The organism is Macrococcus sp. DPC7161 (assembly GCF_004117835.1).
In the GTDB taxonomy this organism is placed as follows: domain Bacteria; phylum Bacillota; class Bacilli; order Staphylococcales; family Staphylococcaceae; genus SDSC01.
Map to the genome: position 1 here is coordinate 577,506 of NZ_SDSC01000001.1, position 25,823 is coordinate 603,328.

Annotated in this window: 29 protein-coding genes and 1 riboswitch; of the genes, 3 read left to right on the forward strand and 26 right to left on the reverse strand. The window is 31.5% G+C overall.

The genetic code is table 11. The annotated features are described in order from the left end of the window. Position 1: 1 nt before the first annotated feature. The 12 genes from aroC to cmk form a co-directional block, all read right to left on the reverse strand. Positions 2-1,162 (reverse strand): chorismate synthase, encoded by a 1,161-nt coding sequence (gene aroC / locus ER639_RS02875; protein ID WP_129064244.1) that lies wholly within the window; start codon positions 1,160-1,162, stop codon positions 2-4. Between the two features lie 91 nt (positions 1,163-1,253). Next, positions 1,254-1,700: a nucleoside-diphosphate kinase gene (gene ndk / locus ER639_RS02880; RefSeq protein ID WP_129064245.1), complete on the reverse strand. Its 447-nt coding sequence runs from the start codon at positions 1,698-1,700 to the stop codon at positions 1,254-1,256. Positions 1,701-1,772: 72 nt separating this feature from the next. Then, a complete protein-coding gene (locus ER639_RS02885) occupies positions 1,773-2,738 on the reverse strand; it encodes a polyprenyl synthetase family protein (protein WP_129064246.1) in 966 nt (321 codons plus the stop codon). After that, a complete protein-coding gene (locus ER639_RS02890; RefSeq protein WP_129064247.1) occupies positions 2,738-3,457 on the reverse strand; it encodes a demethylmenaquinone methyltransferase in 720 nt (239 codons plus the stop codon). The genes ER639_RS02885 and ER639_RS02890 overlap by 1 nt, the downstream gene beginning before the upstream one ends. Next, positions 3,457-3,906, reverse strand: coding sequence for a hypothetical protein (locus ER639_RS02895; RefSeq protein ID WP_129064248.1), 450 nt, complete (start codon positions 3,904-3,906; stop codon positions 3,457-3,459). Before ER639_RS02895 ends, ER639_RS02890 begins: the two co-directional genes overlap by 1 nt. 101 nt (positions 3,907-4,007) lie before the next feature. Then, on the reverse strand, positions 4,008-4,280 hold the full coding sequence (locus ER639_RS02900) for an HU family DNA-binding protein (RefSeq protein WP_096076444.1): 273 nt from the start codon (positions 4,278-4,280) through the stop codon (positions 4,008-4,010). Positions 4,281-4,400: 120 nt separating this feature from the next. Then, positions 4,401-5,117 carry a hypothetical protein gene (locus tag ER639_RS02905; protein WP_129064249.1) on the reverse strand — a complete coding sequence of 239 codons (717 nt, stop codon included), beginning with the start codon at positions 5,115-5,117 and terminating at the stop codon, positions 4,401-4,403. After that, complete coding sequence (locus ER639_RS02910) at positions 5,110-5,316, reverse strand: DUF2768 family protein (protein WP_129064250.1); 207 nt, start codon at positions 5,314-5,316, stop codon at positions 5,110-5,112. The genes ER639_RS02905 and ER639_RS02910 overlap by 8 nt, the downstream gene beginning before the upstream one ends. An 8-nt stretch (positions 5,317-5,324) precedes the next feature. Then, the gene (locus tag ER639_RS02915; protein ID WP_129064251.1) at positions 5,325-6,320 is read right to left on the reverse strand and encodes an NAD(P)H-dependent glycerol-3-phosphate dehydrogenase; all 996 of its coding nucleotides are present in this window, start codon (positions 6,318-6,320) and stop codon (positions 5,325-5,327) included. A gap of 9 nt (positions 6,321-6,329) precedes the next feature. After that, positions 6,330-7,640 (reverse strand): ribosome biogenesis GTPase Der, encoded by a 1,311-nt coding sequence (gene der, locus ER639_RS02920; RefSeq protein ID WP_129064252.1) that lies wholly within the window; start codon positions 7,638-7,640, stop codon positions 6,330-6,332. Between the two features lie 168 nt (positions 7,641-7,808). Continuing rightward, positions 7,809-8,957 (reverse strand): 30S ribosomal protein S1, encoded by a 1,149-nt coding sequence (rpsA, locus tag ER639_RS02925; RefSeq protein WP_129064253.1) that lies wholly within the window; start codon positions 8,955-8,957, stop codon positions 7,809-7,811. Between the two features lie 146 nt (positions 8,958-9,103). After that, positions 9,104-9,757 carry a (d)CMP kinase gene (cmk, locus tag ER639_RS02930; protein WP_129064254.1) on the reverse strand — a complete coding sequence of 218 codons (654 nt, stop codon included), beginning with the start codon at positions 9,755-9,757 and terminating at the stop codon, positions 9,104-9,106. A 72-nt stretch (positions 9,758-9,829) separates the two neighbouring features. Between cmk and ER639_RS02935 the strand changes: the two genes are divergently transcribed. Beyond that, positions 9,830-10,795 carry an asparaginase gene (locus tag ER639_RS02935; protein ID WP_129064255.1) on the forward strand — a complete coding sequence of 322 codons (966 nt, stop codon included), beginning with the start codon at positions 9,830-9,832 and terminating at the stop codon, positions 10,793-10,795. Positions 10,796-10,834: 39 nt separating this feature from the next. Here the strand turns inward: ER639_RS02935 and ER639_RS02940 are convergent, their stop codons facing one another. From ER639_RS02940 to ER639_RS02960, 5 genes are all read right to left on the reverse strand, one after another. Next, entirely contained in the window at positions 10,835-11,815 is a 981-nt protein-coding gene (locus ER639_RS02940) for a YpdA family putative bacillithiol disulfide reductase (protein WP_129064256.1), read from the reverse strand. 41 nt (positions 11,816-11,856) lie between these two features. Next, positions 11,857-12,495, reverse strand: a complete 639-nt coding sequence (locus ER639_RS02945) for a CBS domain-containing protein (RefSeq protein ID WP_129064257.1) — start codon at positions 12,493-12,495, stop codon at positions 11,857-11,859. Between the two features lie 22 nt (positions 12,496-12,517). Then, a complete protein-coding gene (locus tag ER639_RS02950; protein WP_129064258.1) occupies positions 12,518-13,732 on the reverse strand; it encodes a LysM peptidoglycan-binding domain-containing protein in 1,215 nt (404 codons plus the stop codon). 64 nt (positions 13,733-13,796) lie between these two features. Further along, complete coding sequence (locus ER639_RS02955) at positions 13,797-15,191, reverse strand: RecQ family ATP-dependent DNA helicase (RefSeq protein ID WP_129064259.1); 1,395 nt, start codon at positions 15,189-15,191, stop codon at positions 13,797-13,799. Continuing rightward, positions 15,178-16,134: a helix-turn-helix domain-containing protein gene (locus ER639_RS02960; RefSeq protein ID WP_129064260.1), complete on the reverse strand. Its 957-nt coding sequence runs from the start codon at positions 16,132-16,134 to the stop codon at positions 15,178-15,180. Before ER639_RS02960 ends, ER639_RS02955 begins: the two co-directional genes overlap by 14 nt. Positions 16,135-16,237: 103 nt before the next feature. On the opposite strand from ER639_RS02960, the gene ER639_RS02965 reads away from it, so the two are divergent. Beyond that, positions 16,238-16,486 carry a ferredoxin gene (locus ER639_RS02965; RefSeq protein ID WP_129064261.1) on the forward strand — a complete coding sequence of 83 codons (249 nt, stop codon included), beginning with the start codon at positions 16,238-16,240 and terminating at the stop codon, positions 16,484-16,486. 74 nt (positions 16,487-16,560) lie between these two features. Here the strand turns inward: ER639_RS02965 and ER639_RS02970 are convergent, their stop codons facing one another. The 9 genes from ER639_RS02970 to ER639_RS03010 form a co-directional block, all read right to left on the reverse strand. Then, the gene (locus tag ER639_RS02970; RefSeq protein WP_129064262.1) at positions 16,561-17,118 is read right to left on the reverse strand and encodes an ECF transporter S component; all 558 of its coding nucleotides are present in this window, start codon (positions 17,116-17,118) and stop codon (positions 16,561-16,563) included. 71 nt (positions 17,119-17,189) lie between these two features. Continuing rightward, positions 17,190-17,316: riboswitch (FMN riboswitch) on the reverse strand. Between the two features lie 45 nt (positions 17,317-17,361). Continuing rightward, positions 17,362-19,107 (reverse strand): ATP-binding protein, encoded by a 1,746-nt coding sequence (locus ER639_RS02975; RefSeq protein WP_129064263.1) that lies wholly within the window; start codon positions 19,105-19,107, stop codon positions 17,362-17,364. Beyond that, positions 19,107-19,814 (reverse strand): response regulator transcription factor, encoded by a 708-nt coding sequence (locus ER639_RS02980; RefSeq protein ID WP_129064264.1) that lies wholly within the window; start codon positions 19,812-19,814, stop codon positions 19,107-19,109. The genes ER639_RS02975 and ER639_RS02980 overlap by 1 nt, the downstream gene beginning before the upstream one ends. A 15-nt stretch (positions 19,815-19,829) precedes the next feature. Then, positions 19,830-21,032, reverse strand: coding sequence for a c-type cytochrome biogenesis protein CcsB (ccsB, locus tag ER639_RS02985; RefSeq protein ID WP_129064265.1), 1,203 nt, complete (start codon positions 21,030-21,032; stop codon positions 19,830-19,832). Next, entirely contained in the window at positions 21,022-22,659 is a 1,638-nt protein-coding gene (gene resB / locus ER639_RS02990) for a cytochrome c biogenesis protein ResB (RefSeq protein WP_129064266.1), read from the reverse strand. The genes ccsB and resB overlap by 11 nt, the downstream gene beginning before the upstream one ends. A 9-nt stretch (positions 22,660-22,668) precedes the next feature. Next, positions 22,669-23,202, reverse strand: coding sequence for a thiol-disulfide oxidoreductase ResA (gene resA / locus ER639_RS02995; RefSeq protein ID WP_129064267.1), 534 nt, complete (start codon positions 23,200-23,202; stop codon positions 22,669-22,671). Positions 23,203-23,280: 78 nt separating this feature from the next. Continuing rightward, positions 23,281-24,018 carry a pseudouridine synthase gene (locus tag ER639_RS03000; protein ID WP_129064268.1) on the reverse strand — a complete coding sequence of 246 codons (738 nt, stop codon included), beginning with the start codon at positions 24,016-24,018 and terminating at the stop codon, positions 23,281-23,283. Between the two features lies 1 nt (position 24,019). Next, positions 24,020-24,559 carry an SMC-Scp complex subunit ScpB gene (gene scpB, locus ER639_RS03005; protein ID WP_129064269.1) on the reverse strand — a complete coding sequence of 180 codons (540 nt, stop codon included), beginning with the start codon at positions 24,557-24,559 and terminating at the stop codon, positions 24,020-24,022. Further along, complete coding sequence (locus ER639_RS03010; protein WP_129064270.1) at positions 24,546-25,265, reverse strand: segregation and condensation protein A; 720 nt, start codon at positions 25,263-25,265, stop codon at positions 24,546-24,548. Before ER639_RS03010 ends, scpB begins: the two co-directional genes overlap by 14 nt. A gap of 26 nt (positions 25,266-25,291) precedes the next feature. Between ER639_RS03010 and ER639_RS03015 the strand changes: the two genes are divergently transcribed. Further along, positions 25,292-25,774 carry a DUF309 domain-containing protein gene (locus ER639_RS03015; protein WP_129064271.1) on the forward strand — a complete coding sequence of 161 codons (483 nt, stop codon included), beginning with the start codon at positions 25,292-25,294 and terminating at the stop codon, positions 25,772-25,774. Positions 25,775-25,823 lie beyond the last annotated feature (49 nt).

The following is a 25,823-nucleotide window of genomic DNA, read 5'->3' on the forward strand; positions in this document are numbered from 1 at the left end:
ATCAATACTCCTTTAAGTATTGACGATATTGTTCCACTTGTTGAAGCAATTGATTGATATCGTTGCTTTGAAATTCGTTTAATATCTCTTTTGCAAGTTCAAATGAGACAACATACTCACATACAATACTAGCAGCAGGCACTGCACAACTGTCACTACGTTCAATTGTTGCTTTAAATGGTTTTTTCGTATTGATATCTACAGAATTTAAAGGTTTGTAAAGTGTTGGTATAGGTTTCATAATGCCATTCACTACAATTGGCATACCATTTGTCATACCACCTTCAAATCCACCAAGTTGATTCGAACTTCTCGTATATCCATTTTCATAAGTGATCGGATCTTGAACCTCGCTCCCAGGTAATGATTTCATTTCAAATCCAGCACCAAATGATACGGCTTTAAAAGCATTAATACTAACGACACCTTGTGCTATTTTACCGTCTAATTTACGGTCATAATGAACATAACTCCCTAAACCTGCTGGTACGTTTGTTGCAATGACTTGAACTTCACCACCAATTGAATCCCCATCTTGTTTCGCTTCGTCTATACGTTGACGCATTGCTTCAGCGATATTGTCATCAATGCATCGAACATCATTTTGATCACATTTTTGTTGAATGGTTTCAACTTTATATTGCTCGGAATCTCTCACACCACCAATTTCAACGACTCTAGAAAAAATATCAATATTTAATGCCTTTAATATTACTTTGCATACTGCACCAACTGCGACTCTTGCAGCTGTTTCACGGGCACTTGATCGTTCTAAGACATTTCGTAAATCTCTATGATGATATTTCATACCACCTACTAAATCCGCATGTCCTGGTCTTGGTTTCGTAATAACACGTTTCATTTGATTTGCTTCATCTTCTGAAATAGGATCCACGCCCATAATCTTTAACCAATGCTTATGGTCATCATTTATAATCTCTAACGTGATCGGTGATCCTAAAGTATAACCATTTCTGACACCTGACGTAATCTCAACAGTGTCCTTCTCAATTTGCATTCTTCGTCCTCTACCATAACCACCTTGACGTTTGAATAATGCTTCATTAATCATCTCTTTTGTTAAGTACAAATTTGAAGGCACACCTTCAACGATTACAGTTAACTTTGGACCGTGTGATTCACCAGCCGTTAAAAATCTCATACTCTCGCCTCCATTTACTAATAAATCTTATCAATATAAATAAATTAAGACAATAAAAAAAGCCACATCACTGTGACTTTTCAAGTAATTATTAATATACCCAAGTAGAAGTTACTAAATTGTAATCTACTAATTCTTCTTCTTTAAACCATAAAGCAATTTCTTTATTTGCTGATTCAACTGAATCTGAACCGTGAATGATGTTTTTACCAACAGTTAAACCAAAGTCTCCGCGGATTGTACCAGGTAAAGATTCGCTTGGATTTGTTTTACCAACTAAAGTACGTCCAACTTCAACTACATTTTCACCTTCAAGAACCATTGCAAATACTGGTCCTGAAGTAATGAAATCAACCAATTCACCGAAGAATGGTTTTTCACTATGTTCACCGTAGTGTGTTTTAGCTAAATCTTCTGATACTGCCATTAATTTAGCACCAACAATTTTTAAACCTTTATTTTCTAAACGTTTTACGATTTCACCAACTAAACCTCTACCTACCCCATCAGGTTTAATCATTAAAAATGTTCTTTCCATTCATAATCCCTACCTTGTTTTTAATGTATTACGAAAATTATTTTATCATTGTAAGCGTTTTATAGCAATAACTTAAAAGGCTCTGTTTAACATTTTTTGATGAATTGCCATCAAATAATCTCTATTTACATTTTGAGGGATTTGTTCTAAATGTTGAAGTGCTTTCTCAGCAAATAAACTACTGATTTGTTTCGATTCTTCAATACCATATTTACGTACTTTTTCAATGATCACTGAGAGTTGTTCATCAGAAATGCTTTCTGATGCACTTATTTTGATTAACATTTGATGAATATCTTTATCATGCTTAGCAGTTATCATAAGTGGTAATGTGATATGGCCATTTAATAAGTCACTACCAGCAGGTTTTCCAAGCGTAGCTTCATCACTAATATAGTCCAAAATATCATCGATAATTTGAAAACTCATTCCAACATAATAACCGAATCGTTTTAAGTGATAAATAATTCTTTCATCACAGTTGGTGCTTCTTGCACCTAATTCGCAACTTGCTTGAATTAAAACGGCGGTCTTTCTTTTAATACGTCTTAAATAGGTTGTCATTGAGATTGGATATACAAATCGATCATTCATTTGATCTAATTCGCCATAACAAACTTGCAAAATGGTATTGGCAAAAGATTGATGAAATTTTTCATCATTTATATCTGCAATTAAATGAAGTGCTTCAGCAAGTACAAAATGACCTGTTTTTATAGCAATGGCTTCACCATATGCATGGTGAACAGCATCATGTCCACGGCGTTTATCACTATTGTCAATATAGTCATCATGTACTAAGCTTGCCATATGAACAAGTTCTAAACTTGCACTTGTTTTTAATAAAGCATCCTGTTTAGTTACATCTCCCATCAAGCCACTTAACAATACAAACATTGGTCTGACCCTTTTTCCACCTGATTGTAAAATATGCAAGCTAGCTTCTTCTAATAAGGCCGAATCAGACTGAAGTGCATTTTGTAGAATTTGCGTCACTTCCTGAATATGAGGGGCTAAATATACTTTATAATCTTTCATTATTTCTTATAAGCTAAATGCATTGCACTAACGCCACCAGTGAATGCTTTTATTTTGATATTATTAAATCCAACATCTGCAATCATTCGAGCCAAATCATATTTATTTGGGAAGTTAAACGCAGATTCTTGAAGCCAACTGTATTCTGACATTGATTTAGCAAATAATTTACCAAACAATGGCATTATGTATTTAAAGTAAACTTGATAACCTTGTTTGAATACTGGTGCAGTAGGATGAGAAGTTTCAAGAACAACTAACATACCTCCTGGTTTTAAAACACGATGCATTTCACTTAATGCAACTTTATAATCCGGTACATTTCTTAAACCAAATCCAATCGTTACGTAGTCAAACGTATTGTCTTCAAAAGGTAAATCCATCGCATTACCATGAACCAAATTAATATTTGAAATATTTTTCGTTTTTTCTTTACCTACAGCAAGCATATTCTCACTAAAGTCCAAACCAGTTACTTCACCAGTTGGTCCAACAGCTTTTGCCATTTGAATTGTCCAGTCGCCTGTTCCACAACATACATCTAAAGCCTTACTACCTTTTTTAACATTCATTTGTTTCATCGTATACTTACGCCATGATTTATGTTGATTAAAGCTGATGATATCATTCAATTTATCATATTTTGTAGAGATATTTTGGAATACTTCATAAACATGCTCTTGTTTTTCTTGACCTGATTTTGGAAATTGATTTGTCATTATTGCACCTCTAATTGGTTTATTATCGCTTTAATTTGTGTTTCACATATAAACGGTAAAACAAAGCAAAATGTTAATTGAAATTTGATTTTTTCGACATTTTTTTGATTACACTCATGTATTAATAAAGTGGATTGTTCATTGTAAACTTTAACCTGATGCGTAAGTAAATTAAATTTTTCAGCATCATAATCAATCGACATATAATGATAAAACAATGCACTTAAAATATCAGAACTTAGGACAGAGATATCTTTATTTTCATGTTGAATGACATCTTGCATACGCATACTTGTATCTATAGAAAGAATTGCACTTTTAATATTATCTTTTAATTGTATTTGATCGAGTATAGGACATAAGTTTCGATTTATATCAATTGGCTTAAAGTACGGATATTTCTTTTTTAAAGTTTCAATTTGCATCTCATAACATGATAAATAACTCATATCAATATCCCCTATTTTTTCAGTATACTCATTATTATACCGTAATCATTTTAAAAATAAACAAAATAAAAAGCCCATCAAGGGGCTTTTTAAAGTCACAATTATTTAACTGCGTCTTTAAGCGCTTTACCTGCTTTGAAAGCTGGTACTTTGCTTGCTGGAATGTCGATTTCTTTACCAGTTTGTGGGTTGCGACCTTTACGAGCAGCACGTTCACGAACTTCGAAGTTACCGAAACCAATTAATTGAACTTTTTCACCGTTTGATAATGATTTTTGAATTGATTCAAAAACAGCATCTACAGCTAATCCAGCTTCTTTTTTAGTTAAGTTAGCACTTTCAGATACAGCATTGATTAAATCTGTTTTATTCATGTCAATTCACCTCCCTAAAAGGTTATGTAATGATACGTAAGTACCATTATGTATTGACTTTAACATAACAAACGTTGTCACTGCAACGTTTATTGTGTTTTTTAGTGATTTTTTTTGATTTTAATTCTGAATTGTCTTAAAAATCGGCTCATTTTTATCATTTACCGTATACGGAACGGAATATGCTGGTAAAACTGGTGAATCTTTATACAGTATCCATCGAATATCTTTGCCTGGATGAACTTGATATTTCTTTGATTGTAACGCTTTACCTAAATCAAGACTGTAATCTATGATAAAATCATTGCCTCCATTGATATATATTGGCAATGTTTCATCACTATATGGACTTTTAACAGTTGGATATGATTTTAAACCGAATTTTTTGTAGTCAATTTTATATACATTTGGACCAATTTTTTTGCCAAGTGGCAATTGATCATTTTTAATATTCAATCGAATTCTTAAATCTTTTAACTTTTCAGAAGTTCTTAAATCAACCACTTTTACTAATGGTTTAGTTTCAACATCCATTAATACATATTGAAAATAGCCCCCACGCTCATAACTTGTACCAGGTACATCTGAGATATATTTTGGCTTTAATTTGTCAAAATCAATGGGGTGTTTCACATAAATTTGATATGACATATCTCTTTCTTTAATTGGCAAAAGTCCACCATTATCTTTTTTATATTGATCGACAGCCGTTTGTATCATTTGTAATTGATCATTTGGTGCTACTTGATTTTCTACACGTTCTTCTTTAGGATACATACAAGCTGTTAAAAAGAAAGTGCATAGCATTAAAGTTAATAATTTAAAATATTTACGCATGATTAGAACCACCTAACACTACAATCATTAACAATGCACTTATTAATAAAGATAAATACGCACAAATTGTAACGATGATCTTTAAAACTTTATTGTTGATTTTAAACCTTGCAACATAAATCAACATCATGGCGAGTAACATTAATCCTAATGAATAAAATGATACCCACATCAAATCCATTTTAGATATATTAAACATAGTAACTCCTACTCATTCGTCTTTTCACGATTCATTAAATTTTTTATACCTTCTTTCACATCTAAACCTTTAAATAAAACATGATATAGCCCTTCAGTGATAGGCATTTCAACGCCATACGTTTTTGCCATTTCATAGGCAGCTTCAGTTGTTCTAACACCTTCAACGACCATACCCATTTGACTTAAAGCTTCATCAAGCGTTGCACCGTGACCAAGCATATTTCCACATTTCCAGTTCCTAGAATGTACTGAAGTACTTGTAACAATCAGGTCACCGACACCTGCTAAACCGATGAATGTCATTGGATCAGCACCCATTTTAACACCTAATCGAGTGATTTCAGCAAGCCCTCTGGTCACCAATGCCGCTTTAGCATTGTCTCCATAACCTAAACCATCAATTAAACCAGCTGCAAGTGCAATAATATTCTTTAAAGCACCGCCAATTTCTACGCCAATTAAATCATCATTTGTATAAACACGGAAGTAATCATTAATAAAGATATCTTGAGCAATTTTACGTACTTCTTCGTTAGCAGATGCTACAGCAACTGTTGTCGGATGTTTAATTGCCACTTCTTCAGCATGACTTGGTCCACTAAGTACACCGACACCTTCAAAATATTCAGGTTTAATTTCTTCTTCAATCATTTCAGAAATACGTTTAAATGTACCTGGCTCTAATCCTTTAGAAACATGAATAAAAATTTTCTTTTCATTTGCATATAAATTAATATCTTGCATAACTGAGCGAATAGCTTTTGTAGGTACTGCAATAATTAAAATTTTTGAATGCAAAATTGCTTTTTCTAAAGAAATTGTTGCTTTTAATTGATTATTTAGTTTCACATTCTTTAAATATTTCTCGTTTGAATGTTTTTCATTTAATTCAGTAACAGTCGCTTCATTTCGTCCCCACATTAATACATCATGACCATTATCTGCTAAGACATTTGCAAGCGCTGTTCCCCATGATCCTGTACCAATAACTGAAATATTCATAAGACACCTCTAGTTTCTTTTTCTAGCGATTAAATGAATTGGTGTTCCTTCAAATCCAAATGCATCGCGAATTCTATTTTCTAAAAATCTTTGATATGAGAAATGCATCATTTCTACATCATTTACGAAAATAACAAATGTTGGTGGTTCAATTGCCACTTGTGTAGAATAGAAAATATTTAATCGACTGCCATTATGTGTTGGTGTTGGGTTCATTGCAACCGCATCTGTAATCACTTCATTTAAAGTACTACTTTGTACACGTTTTTTATGGTTTTCTGCTGCAATATTAATCAAAGGGAATAGCGTATTTAAACGTTGACCTTTTAATGCAGACACAAATGCAATCGGCGCATAATCTAAGAATTGGAAATGCTCTCTAATTTTATCTTCAAATTTCTTCATTGTTTTTGAATCTTTTTCAATGGCATCCCATTTATTAACGACGATAATGACTGCTTTACCAGCTTCATGGGCATAACCCGCGATTTTTTTATCTTGTTCAATAATACCTTCATCTGCATCAATAACGACTAAAACAACATTCGAACGTTCAATCGCTTTCAAGGCACGTAGCACAGAATAACGTTCTGTAGATTCATAGACTTTTCCCTTTTTACGCATACCAGCCGTATCAATCATGACGTATTCTTGATCATCATAAGTATATACTGTATCAATTGCATCACGCGTAGTCCCTGCAATTGGAGAAACGATAACACGTTCTTCACCTAAAATTGCATTAATTAAACTCGATTTACCAACGTTAGGTCTTCCAATTAATGAAAATTTAATCACATCATCATCATATTCATCTTCAACTTCTTTAGGAAAATGTTCGCTACAAGCATCTAATAAATCCCCAATACCTAATCCATGACTTCCTGAAATCGGATATGGTTCGCCGAATCCTAAAGAATAAAACTCATATATATCTGCACGCATTTCAGGATTATCGATTTTATTTACTCCTAAAACTACTGGTTTACTTGATTTAAATAATAGCTTTGCAACGAATTCATCTTCAATGGTAATGCCATCTCGACCATTTACCATAAAAATAATTACATCCGCTTCATCGATTGCAATCTCAGCTTGTGCTCTAATTTGCTCTTGAAACGGTTCATCACCTAATTCAATACCGCCTGTATCAATGATATTAAATTCATGATTTAACCATTCTCCACTTGAATAAATTCTATCTCTCGTGATACCTGGCGTATCTTCAACAATCGATACACGTTCTCCTATAATTCTATTAAATATTGTCGATTTGCCGACATTTGCACGACCTACAATCGCGATAATTGGTTTTGTCATTAATATACTTCCTCTCATATACAAATGTATATTTTTACTAAATAAGGACAATGAAGTATTGCTACTCATTGTCCTAAGTATTCATCAAAAATAAATATATCATAAAATAGCTGACATTGCTATTCAACATCAATATTCATTATTCGACGATGTAAATATTCAATTAAATTACAAATTTAAATCCTTTAATTTGTCGCCAAACATATCACCTAAAGTAGGTTGATCTTCATCCGTTGACTGATTTAAATAAGATTCGTCAAAATCAGATTCTTGTTCAACTGTTGCTTTAATCGATAAAGCAATGCGACGTTCTTCTTTATTAATATCTAATACTTTCACTTTAACTTGTTGACCTACTTCTAATACTTCACTTGGATTGCCAATATGATCATGGCTGATTTCAGAAATATGCACTAATCCTTGTAGCCCTTTACCAACCTCAACAAAAGCACCAAATGTAGCTAAACGAACTACAGTACCATCGATGGTGTCTCCAACATTAAATAAAATTGTTTCAAATGGTCCTGGTAAAGCTTCTTTAATTGATAAAGCAATACGTTCAGAATCTTGATCAACGCTGAGTACTTTAACTTTAACAACATCATTTACTTTAAGGACTTCATCAACCTTAGAGATATGGTCATGCGTGATTTGTGAAATATGTACTAAACCATCAACACCACCAATATCTACAAAAGCACCAAAGTTAGTAATGCGTAAAACTTTACCTTCAATGATTTGACCAGGCTCAATTTCTGCAATACGTGATTTCACTTTCTCTTTAACTTCTGCTTGCTCAATCGCACGATGATTTAAAATAACACGATTTTTCTCTTGGTCTAATTCTTCAATTTTGAAAGTTAGTACTTGACCAACATAAGTTGTTAAATCTTCAACAAAGTTCACAGAAACAAGAGATGCAGGAACGAAACCACGGACACCAATATCAACTACCAATCCACCTTTTACTGCTTCCTTAATTTCTGCTTCTAAAGTTTCGCCTTTTTCAAACTTCTCAACTAAAGATTCATATGACAATGCTTCATCTAATTTTCTTTTAGATAAAATATAATGCCCATTTTCATCTTTATCTTCGACTTTAGTTACATAAGCTTCAATTTCGTCACCAACTTTAACTACTTCGTCAGCAGACTCAATATGTAAAGCCGATAATTGACTAATCGGAATAATGCCGTCATATTTCGCATTATCGATACCTACAACAACATGTTTATCTTCAATTTGTTGTACAATACCTTTTACTTTGTCACCTTGTTTAATTTCAGAAATCATTGCTTCGTTAAATTCTTCAGTCATGTCAGTTCCTCCTCAACTATCTTAATATAAATTTCTAACAAATAGATGAATATGTCAAGAAATAACTATTAATTTAGAATATTTAATCATTTGTTGATATATTTGAATGATGAACAATAATTTATCAAATGTATTAAAATAACAAATTAAACTGTTTTTGTAGAAACAATTGAAAGAATTTCATTTGTTACATCTTCAATCGACATGCCAGTTGTGTCGATTTCAATCGCATCATCAGCTTTTTGTAATGGAGAAATTTCACGAGTCATATCTAAATGATCACGTCTTTCTATATCCAACTTAAGATCTTCGAGGTTACTTTCGATGCCTCTTTTTTGATTATCTAATAAACGACGTTCGGCACGTTCATCTACTGATGCAATCATATACACTTTAACTTCAGCATCTGGAATAACAGTTGTTCCAATATCACGTCCATCCATTACGACACCTTTATTTTTCGTCATTGCTTGTTGAATTTCAACTAACTTTGAACGAACTATATCAATACTCGAAATACGTGATACATTTTCAGTAATGTCATTTTCTCGAATGCGATCTGATACATCCTTACCATCAAGTATCACTCTTTGACCATTATCATTAATAATTTTTAAATCAAGATTTTTAATGATGTCTTGAATCTCTTTATTAGGATGTTGTATATGAGCAAGTGTAATTGCGCGATACATCGCACCAGTGTCTACATATACCATATTTAATTTTTCTGCTACTAATTTAGCGATTGTACTTTTACCAGCTGCAGCTGGTCCATCTATTGCAATATTTATTTTATTCATATTAACCCTACCTTGTTCTTTAATCTTAATTATTCTATCATAGGTATGAAACGATGTATATTGGAGGTTATTATGAAAAATATATTAGTCATACATACAGGCGGTACAATAAGTATGTCAGAAAATGAATTAGGCGTTGTTACTACGAATGAATTTAACCCTATGAGCAATATTGAATTGATTAAAAAGATTGCAAACATACATGAAATACATCCATTTCAAGTACCCTCACCTCATATGACCATTCAGCATATGAATACTTTAAGAAAAACCATTATAGAACATATTTATGATGAAAACTTTGATGGCATCGTCATTACGCACGGTACAGATACATTAGAAGAAACTGCTTATTTCCTTGACTTAACCTTGAATATCAATATTCCAGTCGTATTAACTGGTGCTATGCGTTCTTCCAATGAAATTGGCGCAGATGGCCTATACAACTATATTACTGCGATCAAAACGGTTTGTTCAGAACAAGCTAAAAACAAAGGTGTACTTGTTGTATTTAATGATGAAATACATTCCGCAGAGAATGTTACAAAAACACATACATCTAATACTTCTACATTTCAAAGTCCGAACTATGGTCCACTAGGTATCGTTACCAAAAGCCAAGTCTATTTTCATCACTTACCAATTTTACCCAAACCATTAGTCAAAGTTGATGAATCTAAAAAAGTAGGATTAATAAAGGCACATAGTGATATCGATGCAGATTTACTTAAATTTTTTGCTGACCAAAACTATGACGGTGTTGTGATTGAAGCTTTAGGTCAAGGTAATTTACCACCAAGTTGTTTACCAGGATTACAACAACTTATAAATGCTAAAATTCCAGTTGTCTTAGTTTCTAGATGCTTTAATGGTATTGTAAGTAATACATACCAATACGAAGGTGGTGGCTATAATCTCGAAAAAATGGGCTTAATCTTTAGTAACGGATTAAATGGACAAAAAGCAAGATTGAAGCTGATTATCGGATTGAGTAACGGCTATCAAGGGGAAGCTTTAAAAGAATATTTTAAAGATTAATATAACAATAAATTAATAATAAAATAAAAAGCTGAAAAATCATTGATTTTTCAGCTTTTTTGAATGGATATCTTCAGCAATCATGCCACCATGGAATTTACCATTCTCTATAAATATCGTATTGGCATCGTTACCTGCTGCGATAACACCTGCAATATATAAATTTTCAACATTTGTTTCCATCGTTTCACGATGATAATAAGGTGCAGTGCCAAATTCATTTGTGATTAACTCAATACCCATATTTTCTAAAAAGGCATAATCAGGGTGATAACCGATCATTGCAAATACAACATCATTCGGTATGGTTTGCATGCCTTCTGGCGTTTTAATTAAGACTTCATCTTCTTTAATTTCAATAACTTCTGATTCAAAGTGTAATTTAACTTTTTCATGATTAACCAATGATTCATATAAAGGGAGAATCCATGGTTTAACACTTTTTGAATACGTTTTACCACGGTAAACTGCAGTGATATGAGCACCTGCTTTATCTAGTTCTATTGCAGCATCTACCGCAGAATTTTTTCCACCAATAATTAATACATTTTGATCAAAATAAGGATGTGCTTCTTTAAAATAATGATGTACTTTCGGTAAATCTGCTCCGGGCACATCTAATGTATTATGTTGCCCATAATATCCTGTAGCAACCGTTACATACTTTGCTTTATACGTTTGTTTAGTAGTTGATATAATAAAGTGGTCATGTATTTTTTCTACTTTTAAAACTTCTTCTTGCGCATGTATTTTTAAATCGTGATGCTTTACAACACTTCTATAATAAACCAATGCTTGATTTCGTTTTGGTTTTAAATCTTCAACGATAAATGGTACATCACCGATACCTAACTTTTCACTTGTTGAAAAGAATGTCTGGTGTGTTGGATAATTATAAATCGCTTCAACAACATTTCCTTTTTCAATGATGATATTTTCTATGCCTAATTTCTTTTGTTCAATGGCAGCAGATAGTCCACAAGGACCTGCACCAATGATAATACTTTCAACACTTAACATGTTTTTCCTCCTAAAAAAGAAAGAGCTCAAATGAGCCCCCTTTAATCTTCTTGAATATCTAATACTTTAAATCCATGATTTTTTAAGTATTTTGTAAATTTCTTAATATTTTTATTATCTTCAACTTTTACAATCATACGACGATGCATTTTATCTGTTTCATCAAATGTTACAAATGAGATAGCATTTAATTTAAACTTAGATAAAGCTTTTGATAATCGCATTATACGACCTTCAGCTTCAATTGAAGTGATTGCGATACGTACCCCTTTTTTATTCATACCGAATGCACTTTTAAATTGTTCCATTACATCATAGCGTGTCACTATACCTAAAAATTCTTCGCGATCATTAATAATCGATAAAATTGGAAAATCTTGTAGTGTTAACAATGATTCCTCAAAAAATGTATCATCTTTAACTGAATAATGATCTAATGCGATAATATCTTTAACTTTTGTATTTTCAATAAATTCATCACGTGTTGTTGCTTCTTTTTTGAAGAAAAAATGTCTGAAAATACTGTATCGTGTAGCAGTACCTAAATATTTTCCTGATTCAACAACTGGAATACCATCAATTCCGTGATGCTCTAATTTATCTAATACACTTTTAATCGTATCATCTGGATTTGCAACATAGCTTTTTTCTTTTGGAATCATAATTGATTTTAAATACATAAATACATCCCCTTATATATGTTTATTGTGGAATTACTAATGTTTGACCTTGAGTTAAATTGTTACCAGAAATACCATTGGCACGACGAATCTTTTCAACGTTCTCAGGTGTTCCACTTCCATAATATCTAATTGCAATACGGTATAAGTTTTCACTACCGCTTACAACATGTGATGTCGCACCATTTTGTTGTTGGTTTTGATTATTCGTATTTTGTTGTGTTGCTTGATTTGGTTGTTCAGTTGTACTATTTTCAGCTGCTTGATTTGCATCTTTGTCTTTAGTTTTATCTTCTGTAGCCGTTTTATCTTTATTCTCTTTATTTTTATCAGCTGTTGAATCCGTTGCTTTATTGTCATCTTTATTTGCATCTTTATTTGCAGCTTTATCTTTAGCATCTTTAGACGCTTTATCTGAATTTGCTTTATCAGACTTTTGTACTTTTTGAACTACTGTTGTATCATCATTTTTGGCATTTTGGTGATTAATGAACAACATCAATAATGCAAAAATTGGAATTAATAATAAAATTGCACCGATAATCGGTAATAACTTTTTATTTTGTCCTTTATTTTCTTTTGGTAATTCGTAATTTTCATTTGAATTAATATTATTAGTCTCTTTTGAAGCATTTACTTTAGCTGCATTCGCTTTACCGTTCGCCGCTGCTCCTGCAACACCTGCTGCACCTACAGCGCCAGCTGCAACTGCCGCTTTTTTCTTATTATTTTTATTGTTTTGTTGTTTATTTTGAGTTTGTTGTTTATTTTTTTGATTATTATTTTCTCGATGTGTTTCTTCTTTTTTCACATTATCGTTAGTTTGCGTTTTAGAAGGTTCTGCTGCTTCTACATTTTTCTCTTTTTGTGTCACATTACCTACTACTGCACCACCAACACCTGTAGCTGAAGCAAAAATAGATTGATTTCTTTTTGACTTTGATGGTTTTTGTTCCTGATTCACTTCTTCAGATTGCTCTTTATTTTTAACTTCATTTTGTGTTTCTTGTTTTACAGTTTCTTGTTGTCTTTCACGTTGCTTTCTTTCCATTCTATTTCTTCTAGAAACACCTCTTGGAGGAAAGAGTTCTTGTTCTTCTTTTTTATTTGGAACTGTTTCATTAACTGTTTCTTCTTTACCTACAACTTGTGTGTCCTCAACCACTGGTTCTTTATGTTTAGGCTCAACAGGTTGTTTAGATTTTTCGAATTCATCTTTAAAATTATCGTTTGACACAATAGCACACCCTTTTTTAATAAGTTATATTCATTATAGGAAAAACATGGCTTTCAGTAAAGCATTAATGGTTATTAAAAAGTTGATTTATCAACTTTTCTTTATCGATTTTTTGAATCTTTTGATAATTTGTTTGAAAAGTTAAAAAATTTTGAGACTTACAATGATTACACATCGACTTACATGAAGAATCATCTTGATTGTTCTGTGACATGTTTAATAAATGTTGGGTTAAAAAATGCGTTAAACAATGATTTGATTGTAGATAGCGCCACATTAAGTCTAAATGTTGGATTTGTTTAATATGATTGCTTTCAAATCTTTTGTGTAAATTCTCGAAAGTGTACATACTTAACATTTTTTCAATTTGTTCTCGCTTTTCTTCATCAACAAGTAACCCACGATTATATAGATGAAGATCTTCTACTTTTGGACTCATTTCAATTAAATTTAAGTTTGTGAAATAATCTTGCTTTTCAAACAAGACAATTGATTGAGATTGCTTGCCATCTCTGCCTGCCCTGCCAATCTCTTGTATAAATTGCGAGGGTGATTTAGAAACGTGAAAATGGATAATAGTTCTAATATTTTTCTTATCAACTCCCATACCAAATGCACTCGTTGCACAAATGATTTGAATCGAATCCTGTAGAAATTGAGTTTGTACTTTCATTCTCTCTTCGTAATGCATATCCGCATGATACGTTGCGACGTTCATATTTTCCTTTAAAAGTTCTGCCACCTCATTACAAATTCTCTTTGAGGAAAAATATACAATACTTGGTCCTGATAGTTTTAATATTTCTTTAAGCAGTTGGATTTTTTCATTAATATTATCTACTTCAATCGTCGATAAGAATACATTAGGTTTCTTTTTTGATTTATCAATAATACACATATTTATTTTAAGTATATTAATGATATCTTGTTGCACAAATACATTTGCTGTAGCTGTTAATGCCAATACTTGAGCATTTGGAAATTGATTTATTAACAAACTTAGTTTTAAATAATCCGCTCTGAATTCAAATCCCCAGTCCGATATACAATGTGCTTCATCAATTACAAAATGCGTCAATGGCATTTTTGACAACATTTGATATCCAAATGGACTTAATGCAAATTCTGGAGAACAATAAATAAATTGAAAATGATGTAGATTTTTCAAAATATATCGTTTTTCTTCTGGGTGCATCAAACTATGTATACAAGTCGCTTTTATACCTTTACTCTTTAGTGTTGCCACTTGATCTTCCATAAGTGCAATGAGTGGCGAAATTACAACTGCTTTCCCATTTACAGCTAGAACAGGTAATTGAAAACAAATAGACTTTCCTCCACCTGTAGGTAATAAAATCAAATGATGTTGATGGTTTGAAATACTTTTTAATATTTCTTCTTGATCATTGTTCAATTTTTCATAACCAAAATATTGATATAATAATTTATTCCAATCCATCAACTTTACCTCTACTCAATAATATAATCGCTAGTTTTATTTTAAAATAATCTTTTAAATCGGTTTGATCATAATATGATTTTAATTTCCCAAATTGGCCATACAGCGGTTTAATTAATTTAATTTCATCATTTGTAATCAACTGTTTGGTTGCTAAAGGATAATCTTTAATTAATATTTCTAAAACGTGATCTTGCACCGTGTGAATCCTAACATTTAATTGCTGTGCAATGCCTTCTAAAGATTCACCTTTTAATAATAATTGATATGTTTTATTTGTATTAATATGTAATGGCGCACGATAATAACATGCATTTAGAAATTGATATGTTTTATTGTTTAAGCAATATGTCATTGTGTTCTTTTCTATTAATAACATTTCATTGATTGCTGTTATGGATACATCAAGCATTTGACTTAATTCAAATTCACTAATCATTTTATTTTGAAATCCTGACAAATTGTACATTAAATAACAATGACCACAAAGATCTTCAATATCATTTAGTAATTTCAATAAATCCTTACTAAAAATTTGAATAAAATCCTTTGCATGTCTTTGTTTCATTTCATGGAGCATTGATTTTACTTGTTTTTGAATAACAAATTGATTTGTTAAAGGTATAAATTGTTTTTGATGGTATGAGAGATGGGATAAAGATTGTACTAAAAGTTGGACTGTTATAAATGTTTGTTCACTTGCTTCATAAAAGTAAGGATATTTTGGCATCCTAGACGGTGAATCTTTGTCTATTTGAAATTGTTTTAAAAATGCCTCGTATTCTAAATTTGAATCTCTGCAAATCGCAAAAAAAGGAAGTAAATCTTGTATGACTGCATCAAAATAAGTTTGGTGCGTTTTATGACCGATTAAAATATGATATATACTTTTTTCAGTCTTATCGTGAAATTTTTTGGACAAAATTTGATGTTGAAATAGCATATGAAGATACTCCTAAAATTTTTAAGTTGAAAAAAGTTGAAACTATCTCTAAAATAGTTATGTACTATTAGTGTAGCATGAAAGTATGAGGAGGTTAATTAAAATGGCTAAATATACGATTGTCGATATGGATACTTGTATCGCATGTGGTGCTTGTGGCGCTGCTGCCCCAGATATATATGATTATGACGATGAAGGAATCGCATATGTTATCTTAGATGATAACCAAGGAACAGCTGAAATTCCAGAAGCGTTAGAAGAAGACATGATCGATGCTTTTGAAGGATGCCCTACAGATTCAATCAAAGTAAGTGACGAATCATTTGATGGCGATGCATTAAAATTCGAATAGAAATAATAAAACAGCAAGGTGAAATTGATTCACCTTGCTGTTTTTTTGTCATGTTTTAATTTTTATTTAAATAATTAATATTTCGTATTTCTTTTAATCATTGGAACGATTGGTTTTACGACAATCATAAATAATAATGCTAATACGAACCCTTTAATTAAGTTAAACGGAATGATACCCGCCGTAATAATCACTTTTAAATTATTACTAATGTCTCCTAAATTAACAATCATACCGTACAACTTTAACAATACGAAATAATTTAATAAACTCATAACAATTGTTAATACGAATGTCCCTAATAAGAAACCTGGAATTAATCGTTTTAATTGACCTTTAGTAATAGCATAAATACCTAACAGAAAACTAATGCCTGCTAATGCATTTGCAACAGGCCCAATTGGATCGGCCATATTGAAAAAGAAGTTAATTACATTTTTGATGATTTCAATGCCAATAGCACCTACTGGCCCAATTGTAAACAATGCCAATAACGCAGGAATATCACTAAAATCTAATGTTAAATATGGTGGTAATCCTGGAATTGGAAATTTTAAAAACATTAATACAACGCTAATCGCACTTAAAATACTAATGATTAAAAGTGTTCTTGTCTTATTTAATTGTGTCATTTCTTTCTCCTTTTAATTCATCTCACTAAGAAAAGAAAGTAACACAAAAAAACATGACAAAATTTGCGCACTTTCATCTTCTCCCATCCAGACTTTACTGTCGGCTTTGGATTTCCACCAAATCAGCCATTTGATTACTCAAACAGGTCGCGGGCTTTTACCGCCGGTTCGGAATTTCACCGTACCCCGAAGATGAATATTTAATTATTTGAACGATTGTTCAAAATTTATTGTATCAAAGTATTACCCTATGTCAACTATCGGGATTTCAATGATAAACGTTGTGCCTTGTCCAACTTTACTTTTAACGTTTATCGTACCTTGATGATGTTCTATAATGCTTTTAACAATGAATAGACCTAAACCAGTACCATGCTTCCCTCTTGTTCTTGCTTGATCAACTTTGTAAAATCGTTCAAAAATTTGGTCGATATGCTCCTCAGCAATCCCTACACCAGTATCTTGAACTTTAAATATCAAATTGTTTCGTTCTTTCTTCGCTGAAACGGTAATCACATCATTTTGATGTGTGTAACGCATTGCATTATCAATTAAATTTGTAAATACTTGAATCATTTTATCGTAATCAATTGGTATTGTTTCTATATTAGGATCAATATCCATAATTAAGGCAATTTTATTTTCTTCAGCTCTTTTTTTGAAATTTTGACTGATTTTATTAAAGAAACTTTGAGTGTTTACTGATTCGATTTGCATCGGTAATTCTCCTGCATCTATACGTGCAACATTAAGTAATTCATTAACCAAACGATTGAGTCGTTTAGTTTCATCTAAAATGATGTACAAAAATTCATCAATATCCGCTTTATCCATTGCAATACCATCCAATATGGCCTCAGTATAGCCTTGAACCATTTGAATTGGAGTTCTTAATTCATGAGAAACATTTGCAATAAATTGTTGTTTCATTTGATTTAGACGCTCTTCTTCGGTCATATCTCGAATAATTGCAACTGCCCCATGTACATTTTTAAAATGATTTTTTACTGTACTAACAACAACAACATAATGTTTTGAAGGTGAATTGAATTCTTGATATTTTGTTTGACCAGTCAATATGACATCATTAACAATTTGACCTAATAATTCACTATCATCTTGCGTAATATCTTCTAAAAATTGTTTAGCTGCTGGATTTTCTAATTGTGTTTCTAAATCCATATTAAAACTAAGTACACCATCAATCATAGAATTAATTAATCGATCTCTTAAATTTCGTTCAGCTGAAATTTTATTTAAGCTATTATTAATATCCTCACCCATCTTATTAAAAGCGATGGTTAATTCACCGATTTCATCGCGACTGGATACAGGTAGTTTTTTTACTTGCTCTCCAATGGCAATTCTAAATGCCGCATGTTTTAAACTTAATAATGGTTTCGTAATTCGATTTGATAAGAAAAACGCAAAAATCGTCGTTAAAATTAATAAAATGAGTGCCACAGCAAAGATAATGATAGTGATGTAATAAAAGGTGCTCGATATACTTTCCGTATCTTGATAAATAAAAATACCACTATCATCTGATTTAAATGCTTGTGATGGGTATCCAATGAGAATGTAATGGTGTTTTTCACCTTGATAATCTACACTGATTTCTTGTGTTACAAACTTATCTTTTTTAAAAACATCCTGAAAATGATTATTTTTAAAAATTTGCTTTTTCATTACTTCTTTTAAATCATCTTCATTACTAGGAAGTAAGTCATTTTTATTTTGAACCAATATTAATCCGGCTGGGTTTTCAATTAATTCTTTTACATAATTGATGGATTCCCCTTGCTCATGATGACTTGTTAAAACCAATTCAACTTTTTCAGCTTGTTTTTTTAAATTTAAAGCAGACTCACTAACTAAATAACTATTAAAAAACATTACTAAAGCTACAGACAATATAATTAAAACTGTAGTCACTATCAAAAGGATAGTTAACCACAGTTTAATGACAATACTATTCATATAACGCATTATTCTTTAACCTCAAACTTATAACCCACACCCCATACCGTGTGAATCATGTCTGCAGCTTTACTTGAAACTTTGTTTAATTTTTCTCTTAAACGTTTCACATGTGTATCGACCGTTCTTAGATCACCGTAAAATTCATAATGCCAAACTTCTTTCAATAAACTTTCACGATCAAATACTTTGTCAGGACTTTTCGCTAAAAATAGCAATAATTCATATTCTTTAGGAGTTAAATTCACTTCTTTATTATCAGCCATTACACGATGTGCATCATTATCAATAACAAGTGAATCAAATACAATTAAATCCTTAGTATGTTGATCTTGCTCTAGGAACATCGTTGGTTGACTACGTCTAATAATCGCTTTAACCCTTAATACAACTTCACGTGGTGAGAACGGTTTGACGATATAGTCATCTGCACCAATCTCGAAGCCTTCCACACGATTATTTTCTTCACCTTTTGCAGTTAACATAACAATCGGTGTGGACTTTTCTTCTCTTATTCTTCTACATACTTCTAATCCATCCATAGAAGGTAACATGATGTCTAATAAGATACAATGAAAGTCATTCTTTAATGCCATATCTAGTGCAACTGCGCCATCATTCGCTTCAAAGATTTCATAGCCCTCTCGTTCTAAATACATTCTTGCAAGTTTTCTGATTCTATCTTCATCATCTACAATTAAAATCTTCTCTTTCATCTATAGACCTCCAATTTATGCGTATGAATGTAAACCTGCAATAATTAAGTTAACAGCAATGACGTTAAATAATATAATTGCCATACCGATAACAGCTAACCATGCACTTTTTTTACCTTCCCATCCACGTCCAAGACGTAAATGTAAGAAAATTGCATAGAATAAGAAAGTAATTAAAGCCCATACTTCCTTAGGGTCCCAACCCCAAAATCGACTCCAAGCAATTTGTGCCCATATACTTGCGAATAATAAGCCACCTAATGAGAATAATGGGAATCCAATAATCACTGATCGATAACAGATTTCATCCATTAATGATAATGAAACTTTATTTGATAATGGTTTAACAAGTGAAAATACACTTTTTCTCGTAATTAATCTTATAATACCATATAACACACTGCCAATAATAATTGACCAAACTACAGTATTTAATTTTTGTGCATTAATCACCGGAGCAACTTCAATGCCAGTATTAAAGTGTTTTGATGGTTTATAATCATTGCCTGAGACATGCTCTACAGCAACTGAACCTTTGTAATTAATTAATGAAGGTAAATGATAATTTGCAACTGCATTCATTTCATTTTTATCTTTATAAAGGTATGCATCATCATATTTAACAATACCTTTCATTAATATCGTCGTTAAAATGAATCCGATAATAATTACGATGACATACATTACCACTTCTAACCAAATTGAATCTTTCGTTCTTGTTTTATCATCAATTGCTTTTAATAAGTAAATAAATCCAGCGATTGAACTCATTCCTAAAATACCATAACTAATCGTCACAGTAATAACATGAATGGCTAACCATCCACTTTGTAATGCTGGAATTAATGGAGAAACCTCTCTTGAAAACATACTCGCATATACAATAACCAACATTGCAAATGGCAAAGCAAACAATGCTAAGATAGGTGTTTTATATATATGATTAATGACTAAAAAGCCACCAACCATCATAATGCCAAACATTGTTAAAAACTCATACATATTACTTACCGGTGCGTGTCCAGCAGCCATCCATCTTGTTATAAAGTAAACAAGTTGCATGATGAAACCTATTAAAGTTAAAAGCACACCGATGCGTTCGCTTTTATTACTTTTTGCTTTAAAACTCGCTGAAAATGGTAATATCGCTACCAAATATAATATAAAAGCAGCATACAAAGATGTACTTGAAATATTTAATAATGTACTAGCGTTCATTATTTTCTTCCTCCGTCTCGTATTTATCACGGACATTTGGTAATCCTATAGATTCAAACATCGTGTTCATTTCTTGTTTTAGTCCAAAGTAGTTTTTATTCGTATGTGCAGCAACCATCAAACCATCATTTGTGTTGATCCAAATTCGACGATGATTGATATAACTACCAACAGCAAGACCTAACAAGAATATCGTAAATCCAGCAAATAATATTGGCAAGGTCAAATCTTTTTTAACAGTCAAATACGTTGTCGTTTTATTCGTAGCATTTACAAACTTAATGCTATATTGATTGTTTTTAGAGATATCTTGATGTGATCTAATTTTCAATAAACTGTATTCTTTATGATTTGGGTCAACCACTTCAAAAACAAAAGCTGGGTTATTTGGAATTGGTGACTTTGTATTTAATGTGCCATTCGCTGCTACACTATCAAAGTCAGGCGCATAGTTTCTTAAATTAACATTGATATCATTTGAAATTTTATAATGTTTTGTCGGATTGTCTAAATTGACTGTTAATGTTTTACCAATTTGTTTTTGAGACTCATTATCAATCACTTTAAATGTCATCGTCTTTAAGGTACTTTGATCAAAACTGTTTTGATATAAACCAAATTGAGCAAATTTCGCAGGATGATTCACTCGTATGCTATCATCTTTTAACTTCGTTAATTTAGGTTTACTACCAACGATAGATGTATCAGCAGTATTTTTATAAATCGTCACTTTAGATTCATAATTTTTTGCTATCTTATTCATTGATGCATCTGCACTTTTAGAATTAATATTTGATTTAGAATCTTGATTGTATTGCTCAAATATAAATTGATTATTTTTGATGTAATATTCATTCTTTGTACCCGGTATTGCTTTCGTTTCTCCTTCAGCAACACCTACAAATTCATCAACATATAAAGCTGGCATGAAACGGAACATACTACCAAATAACAAGATGATTAACCCGGCATGATTGATATATGGACCATATCGACTTAATCTACCTTTTTCAGCTAAAATATGGCCATCTTCAACCCTTACTTTATATTTCTTAGAAGTTAATATTTTAGTAATGGCTTCAACAGACGTTTGATCTCTTGTTTCAAGCGTAATTCTTTGACGTTTAAAAAACGAAGGATGTTTTTTAACACGTTGATTCTTTAATGATTTAAATAACGGTACACCTCGGTCAATACTAGCTGCAATAATACTAAAAGCAACAATCGCAAGTAAAATTAAAAACCACCAAGATGTGTATAAATTATCTAAACCTAATTTGTAATATAAATACCCTAAGGAACCGTACTTTTCTTTATAAAAAGTAGCTGGATCTTGTCCTAACGGTATGAAATATTGTTGTGGAAAAAGCGTCCCAATTGCCGATGCAATTACCGTTATTACTAGTAATGTCACCCCTGTTTTTACTGAAGCAAAAAAGTTCCATACTTTATCCAACAACGTTTTATTTTTTGTTTTACTTCGAACAGCTGAACCATCATAACGCATAATATCCGTTGTTTTCTTTTTATCATAATCATCATTGATTAATTTACCACAACTTTGACACAACTGCGTTCCAGGGGGATTAACATGTCCACAAGTACACATAATTGTTTTCTCTTCCATATTACCCTCCTATGGTTTTACTTGGTTCATATAGTTTTCAATATCAGTTTTTGACATTTGCCCTTTATGGTGTGCAACAATCTTACCATTCTTATCAATAATATAAGTATTCGGTAAATCATTCGCATTGTAAGCTTCCATTACTGCTTGTTCACCATCAATAGCGACTGGTAAATTAACTTTCTCTTTTAATCCACTAAAGAATTGATGAATTTGTTGTTTGTTATCTCTTACATGAATGGTTAAAACTTCAACATTTTTTGATTTGTACTTGTTATGCATTTCATTCAAATCAGGCATTTCTTCTTTACAAGGCTCACACCATGTGCCCCAGAAGTTTAAAATTAGTCCTTTGCCTTTATAATCTGTTAACTTCACAGTCTTACCATCCAATGTTTGTAACTCAAATTTTGGTGCATCCATACCCACTTTAATCACTTTATTACCATCTTTATGAATAGATACATAGATGATAAATCCAATTGCAATTAAAATAAGTAAAGTCACAATAGATTGAATGATTGTTCTTGTTTTTTTATTCATGAAAAATCCCCTCTATAAGTTAATGCTTATAATATTATAGCACCCACTTTTAAACATTTCGTGACGAACATGTGAACATTATTTGTTATGCAATGCCAAATGACGTAACGTTTTCACTTCATGAGGTGATAACTCTCTAGCATCGCCAGCATTAATGCCTTTTAAATTTAAAGGTCCATATTCAATACGTGATAATTTCACCACTTCATGTCCAAAATGTTTAAACATACGACGGACTTGGCGATTGCGACCTTCAAAAATAGTAATTTCAACTAAAGTCGTATTTTTTTCACGATCTTGAGATTTCACTTTTACGATAGCCGGTGCGGTCTTTCCATCTTCTAAAACAATCCCTTTTTCCAATTGTTTCACTTCTTCACGCAATAAAAATCCTTTTAATTTTGCTACATATTTCTTTTGAATTTTGTACTTAGGATGCGTCATTTGATTTGCAAATTCACCATCGTTTGTTAATAACAATAAACCAGATGTATCATAATCCAATCGTCCAACTGGGAAAATTCTTAAACCTAATTGTGGAAAGAAATCTGTTACAACTTTTCTTCCTTTATCATCTGAAACACTCGTAATTACACCTGTTGGCTTATGAAATAAAATATAGATTTTTTCAGGATTTTCTAATGGGATACCTTCAACCTCAATATGATCACTTGCTTTAACTTTAGTACCTAATTCTGTTACAACTTGATGATTAACAGTCACTTTACCTTCCGTAATTAATACTTCTGCTTTTCTTCGACTCGTAACACCACTTTTAGCAATAACCTTTTGTAATCTTTCTAATTCCTGTGTCATATTATTCTCCTTCTAATGTACTGAAGAATAAATCCATTTCATCTTCAGTAGTTGTTAATTGTTCGTCTTGTGGTAAATCATCTAATGAATTTAGTCCAAATGTTACTAAAAACAATTCTGTCGTTTGCAACAATTGACTTCTAGATTCTCCAGAATACTTTGCTTCAACTAACCCTTTTTCAATCAAAGTTTTAACAGGACCATCTGAATTAACACCTCGTGTAATTTCAATTTCATGTCTTGTTACAGGTTGATTGTATGCGATTATGGCTAACGTTTCTAAACTTGCTTGTGTTAATTTCTTTTCGTTCTGTACAGTTACCAATTGTTCAAGATATGGTTTTAATGATTCGCTAGTCATTAAATAATAGTGATTGCCATATTTTTCGATTTTCAATATCGGATGATAGAAATCTTTAATCGTATCTGATAATTGAAATTCAGTTAATGAAACAATTTTAGCTAGAGTATGTTCATTAATGCCTTCATCACCAAGGGCATACAATAGACCAATAATGATATCCAATTTACTTGTTTTCATATGCTGCCCCTTTACTGATTTTAATTTTTTCAAATAAATTATTTTGAGTGACAATAATTTTGTCTTCTTTCATTAATTCTAAAATTGCTAAAAATAATGTAACAATTTGTTCTTTTGTTTCTCTAAAGGTCACCAGTTCATGAAAATAGCAAACATGATTTTGATTTAATATTGATAAAACTTTTTCTATAGCCATTTCAATCGTATAGTTTTCTCTTGAAACAGAAACTTCATCTTCTTTGATGACCACTCTAGTTCTTGCTTTATTATATGCTTGAATCAAATCTGTTAATTCTAATGAACTTGGTAATGATTTAGATTCATACTGCGATAAATCCATACTTCTTTTAATAAAAGTTTTAGACTTCTCAAGTTGTTTATCCTTTAAAACGTCCGCATAAAATTTATAGTTTTGGTATTCTAACAATTGCCTCACTAAATCTTCACGTGGATCCTCATATGTTTCGTCTTCAACGGGTTCATTAGGCAATAGCGTTCTACTTTTGATTCTTAATAACTCCGAAGCCATCACTAAATATTCACCATGCTGATTGATATCCAAATCTTGAACTTGATTCATATATTGAAAATATTGCTCTGTTAACAATTTCATAGATATATCATATATATCAATTTCATATTTTTTAATTAAATGTAATAATAAATCTAATGGTCCTTCAAAGGACGCTAATTTTACTTCGTACATAATTTCACCTATTGGAGAGTTGATTTATGGAACCACTGTTATTTCATCAATTTGTTTATTATTTTCATACTAAAAGAGATTATTTTGAATGTCATGAATTTATGGAAGAAGCTTGGAAAAACAAGCCCACATTCACGAAATCAGATATTGAAGTAGCATTCATATTATTCGCAACGAGTGAGTATCATTACAGAAGAAATAATATTATAGGTGCACAACGTTGTTTAAATAAATCAATACAATTATTTGAAACACACGCAAATGCATTAACTCAATTAGAAATTTTAGATATGTTTATCAATGAATTAAATTATAGATTGGCTAATATGAAATATAATACTTACATTCCGTTTGAAATACCAATTTCAACAGCATGTGAATTCAATATTAAAAAACAATATCCTGACTACGCCATTCAAAAAAATCCGATTACTGAAAAAATCATTAACAAGCACATTTACGAATATTTAATGCGCGATAAAAATCCAGTAAATAATGCCCCAGATTAATGCTGACAGACTAATCAAGCCAAAAACAATGCCATTTTTCTTTTTGGCT

Coding starts and splice junctions, on each gene's coding strand:
- aroC (WP_129064244.1), bottom strand. CDS start 1,162: ATGAGATTTTTAACGGCTGGTGAATCACACGGTCCAAAGTTAACTGTA.
- ndk (WP_129064245.1), bottom strand. CDS start 1,700: ATGGAAAGAACATTTTTAATGATTAAACCTGATGGGGTAGGTAGAGGT.
- ER639_RS02885 (WP_129064246.1), bottom strand. CDS start 2,738: ATGAAAGATTATAAAGTATATTTAGCCCCTCATATTCAGGAAGTGACG.
- ER639_RS02890 (WP_129064247.1), bottom strand. CDS start 3,457: ATGACAAATCAATTTCCAAAATCAGGTCAAGAAAAACAAGAGCATGTT.
- ER639_RS02895 (WP_129064248.1), bottom strand. CDS start 3,906: ATGAGTTATTTATCATGTTATGAGATGCAAATTGAAACTTTAAAAAAG.
- ER639_RS02900 (WP_096076444.1), bottom strand. CDS start 4,280: ATGAATAAAACAGATTTAATCAATGCTGTATCTGAAAGTGCTAACTTA.
- ER639_RS02905 (WP_129064249.1), bottom strand. CDS start 5,117: ATGCGTAAATATTTTAAATTATTAACTTTAATGCTATGCACTTTCTTT.
- ER639_RS02910 (WP_129064250.1), bottom strand. CDS start 5,316: ATGTTTAATATATCTAAAATGGATTTGATGTGGGTATCATTTTATTCA.
- ER639_RS02915 (WP_129064251.1), bottom strand. CDS start 6,320: ATGAATATTTCAGTTATTGGTACAGGATCATGGGGAACAGCGCTTGCA.
- der (WP_129064252.1), bottom strand. CDS start 7,640: ATGACAAAACCAATTATCGCGATTGTAGGTCGTGCAAATGTCGGCAAA.
- rpsA (WP_129064253.1), bottom strand. CDS start 8,957: ATGACTGAAGAATTTAACGAAGCAATGATTTCTGAAATTAAACAAGGT.
- cmk (WP_129064254.1), bottom strand. CDS start 9,757: ATGAATAAAATAAATATTGCAATAGATGGACCAGCTGCAGCTGGTAAA.
- ER639_RS02935 (WP_129064255.1), top strand. CDS start 9,830: ATGAAAAATATATTAGTCATACATACAGGCGGTACAATAAGTATGTCA.
- ER639_RS02940 (WP_129064256.1), bottom strand. CDS start 11,815: ATGTTAAGTGTTGAAAGTATTATCATTGGTGCAGGTCCTTGTGGACTA.
- ER639_RS02945 (WP_129064257.1), bottom strand. CDS start 12,495: ATGTATTTAAAATCAATTATGATTCCAAAAGAAAAAAGCTATGTTGCA.
- ER639_RS02955 (WP_129064259.1), bottom strand. CDS start 15,191: ATGGATTGGAATAAATTATTATATCAATATTTTGGTTATGAAAAATTG.
- ER639_RS02960 (WP_129064260.1), bottom strand. CDS start 16,134: ATGCTATTTCAACATCAAATTTTGTCCAAAAAATTTCACGATAAGACT.
- ER639_RS02965 (WP_129064261.1), top strand. CDS start 16,238: ATGGCTAAATATACGATTGTCGATATGGATACTTGTATCGCATGTGGT.
- ER639_RS02970 (WP_129064262.1), bottom strand. CDS start 17,118: ATGACACAATTAAATAAGACAAGAACACTTTTAATCATTAGTATTTTA.
- ER639_RS02975 (WP_129064263.1), bottom strand. CDS start 19,107: ATGCGTTATATGAATAGTATTGTCATTAAACTGTGGTTAACTATCCTT.
- ER639_RS02980 (WP_129064264.1), bottom strand. CDS start 19,814: ATGAAAGAGAAGATTTTAATTGTAGATGATGAAGATAGAATCAGAAAA.
- ccsB (WP_129064265.1), bottom strand. CDS start 21,032: ATGAACGCTAGTACATTATTAAATATTTCAAGTACATCTTTGTATGCT.
- resB (WP_129064266.1), bottom strand. CDS start 22,659: ATGGAAGAGAAAACAATTATGTGTACTTGTGGACATGTTAATCCCCCT.
- resA (WP_129064267.1), bottom strand. CDS start 23,202: ATGAATAAAAAAACAAGAACAATCATTCAATCTATTGTGACTTTACTT.
- ER639_RS03000 (WP_129064268.1), bottom strand. CDS start 24,018: ATGACACAGGAATTAGAAAGATTACAAAAGGTTATTGCTAAAAGTGGT.
- scpB (WP_129064269.1), bottom strand. CDS start 24,559: ATGAAAACAAGTAAATTGGATATCATTATTGGTCTATTGTATGCCCTT.
- ER639_RS03010 (WP_129064270.1), bottom strand. CDS start 25,265: ATGTACGAAGTAAAATTAGCGTCCTTTGAAGGACCATTAGATTTATTA.
- ER639_RS03015 (WP_129064271.1), top strand. CDS start 25,292: ATGGAACCACTGTTATTTCATCAATTTGTTTATTATTTTCATACTAAA.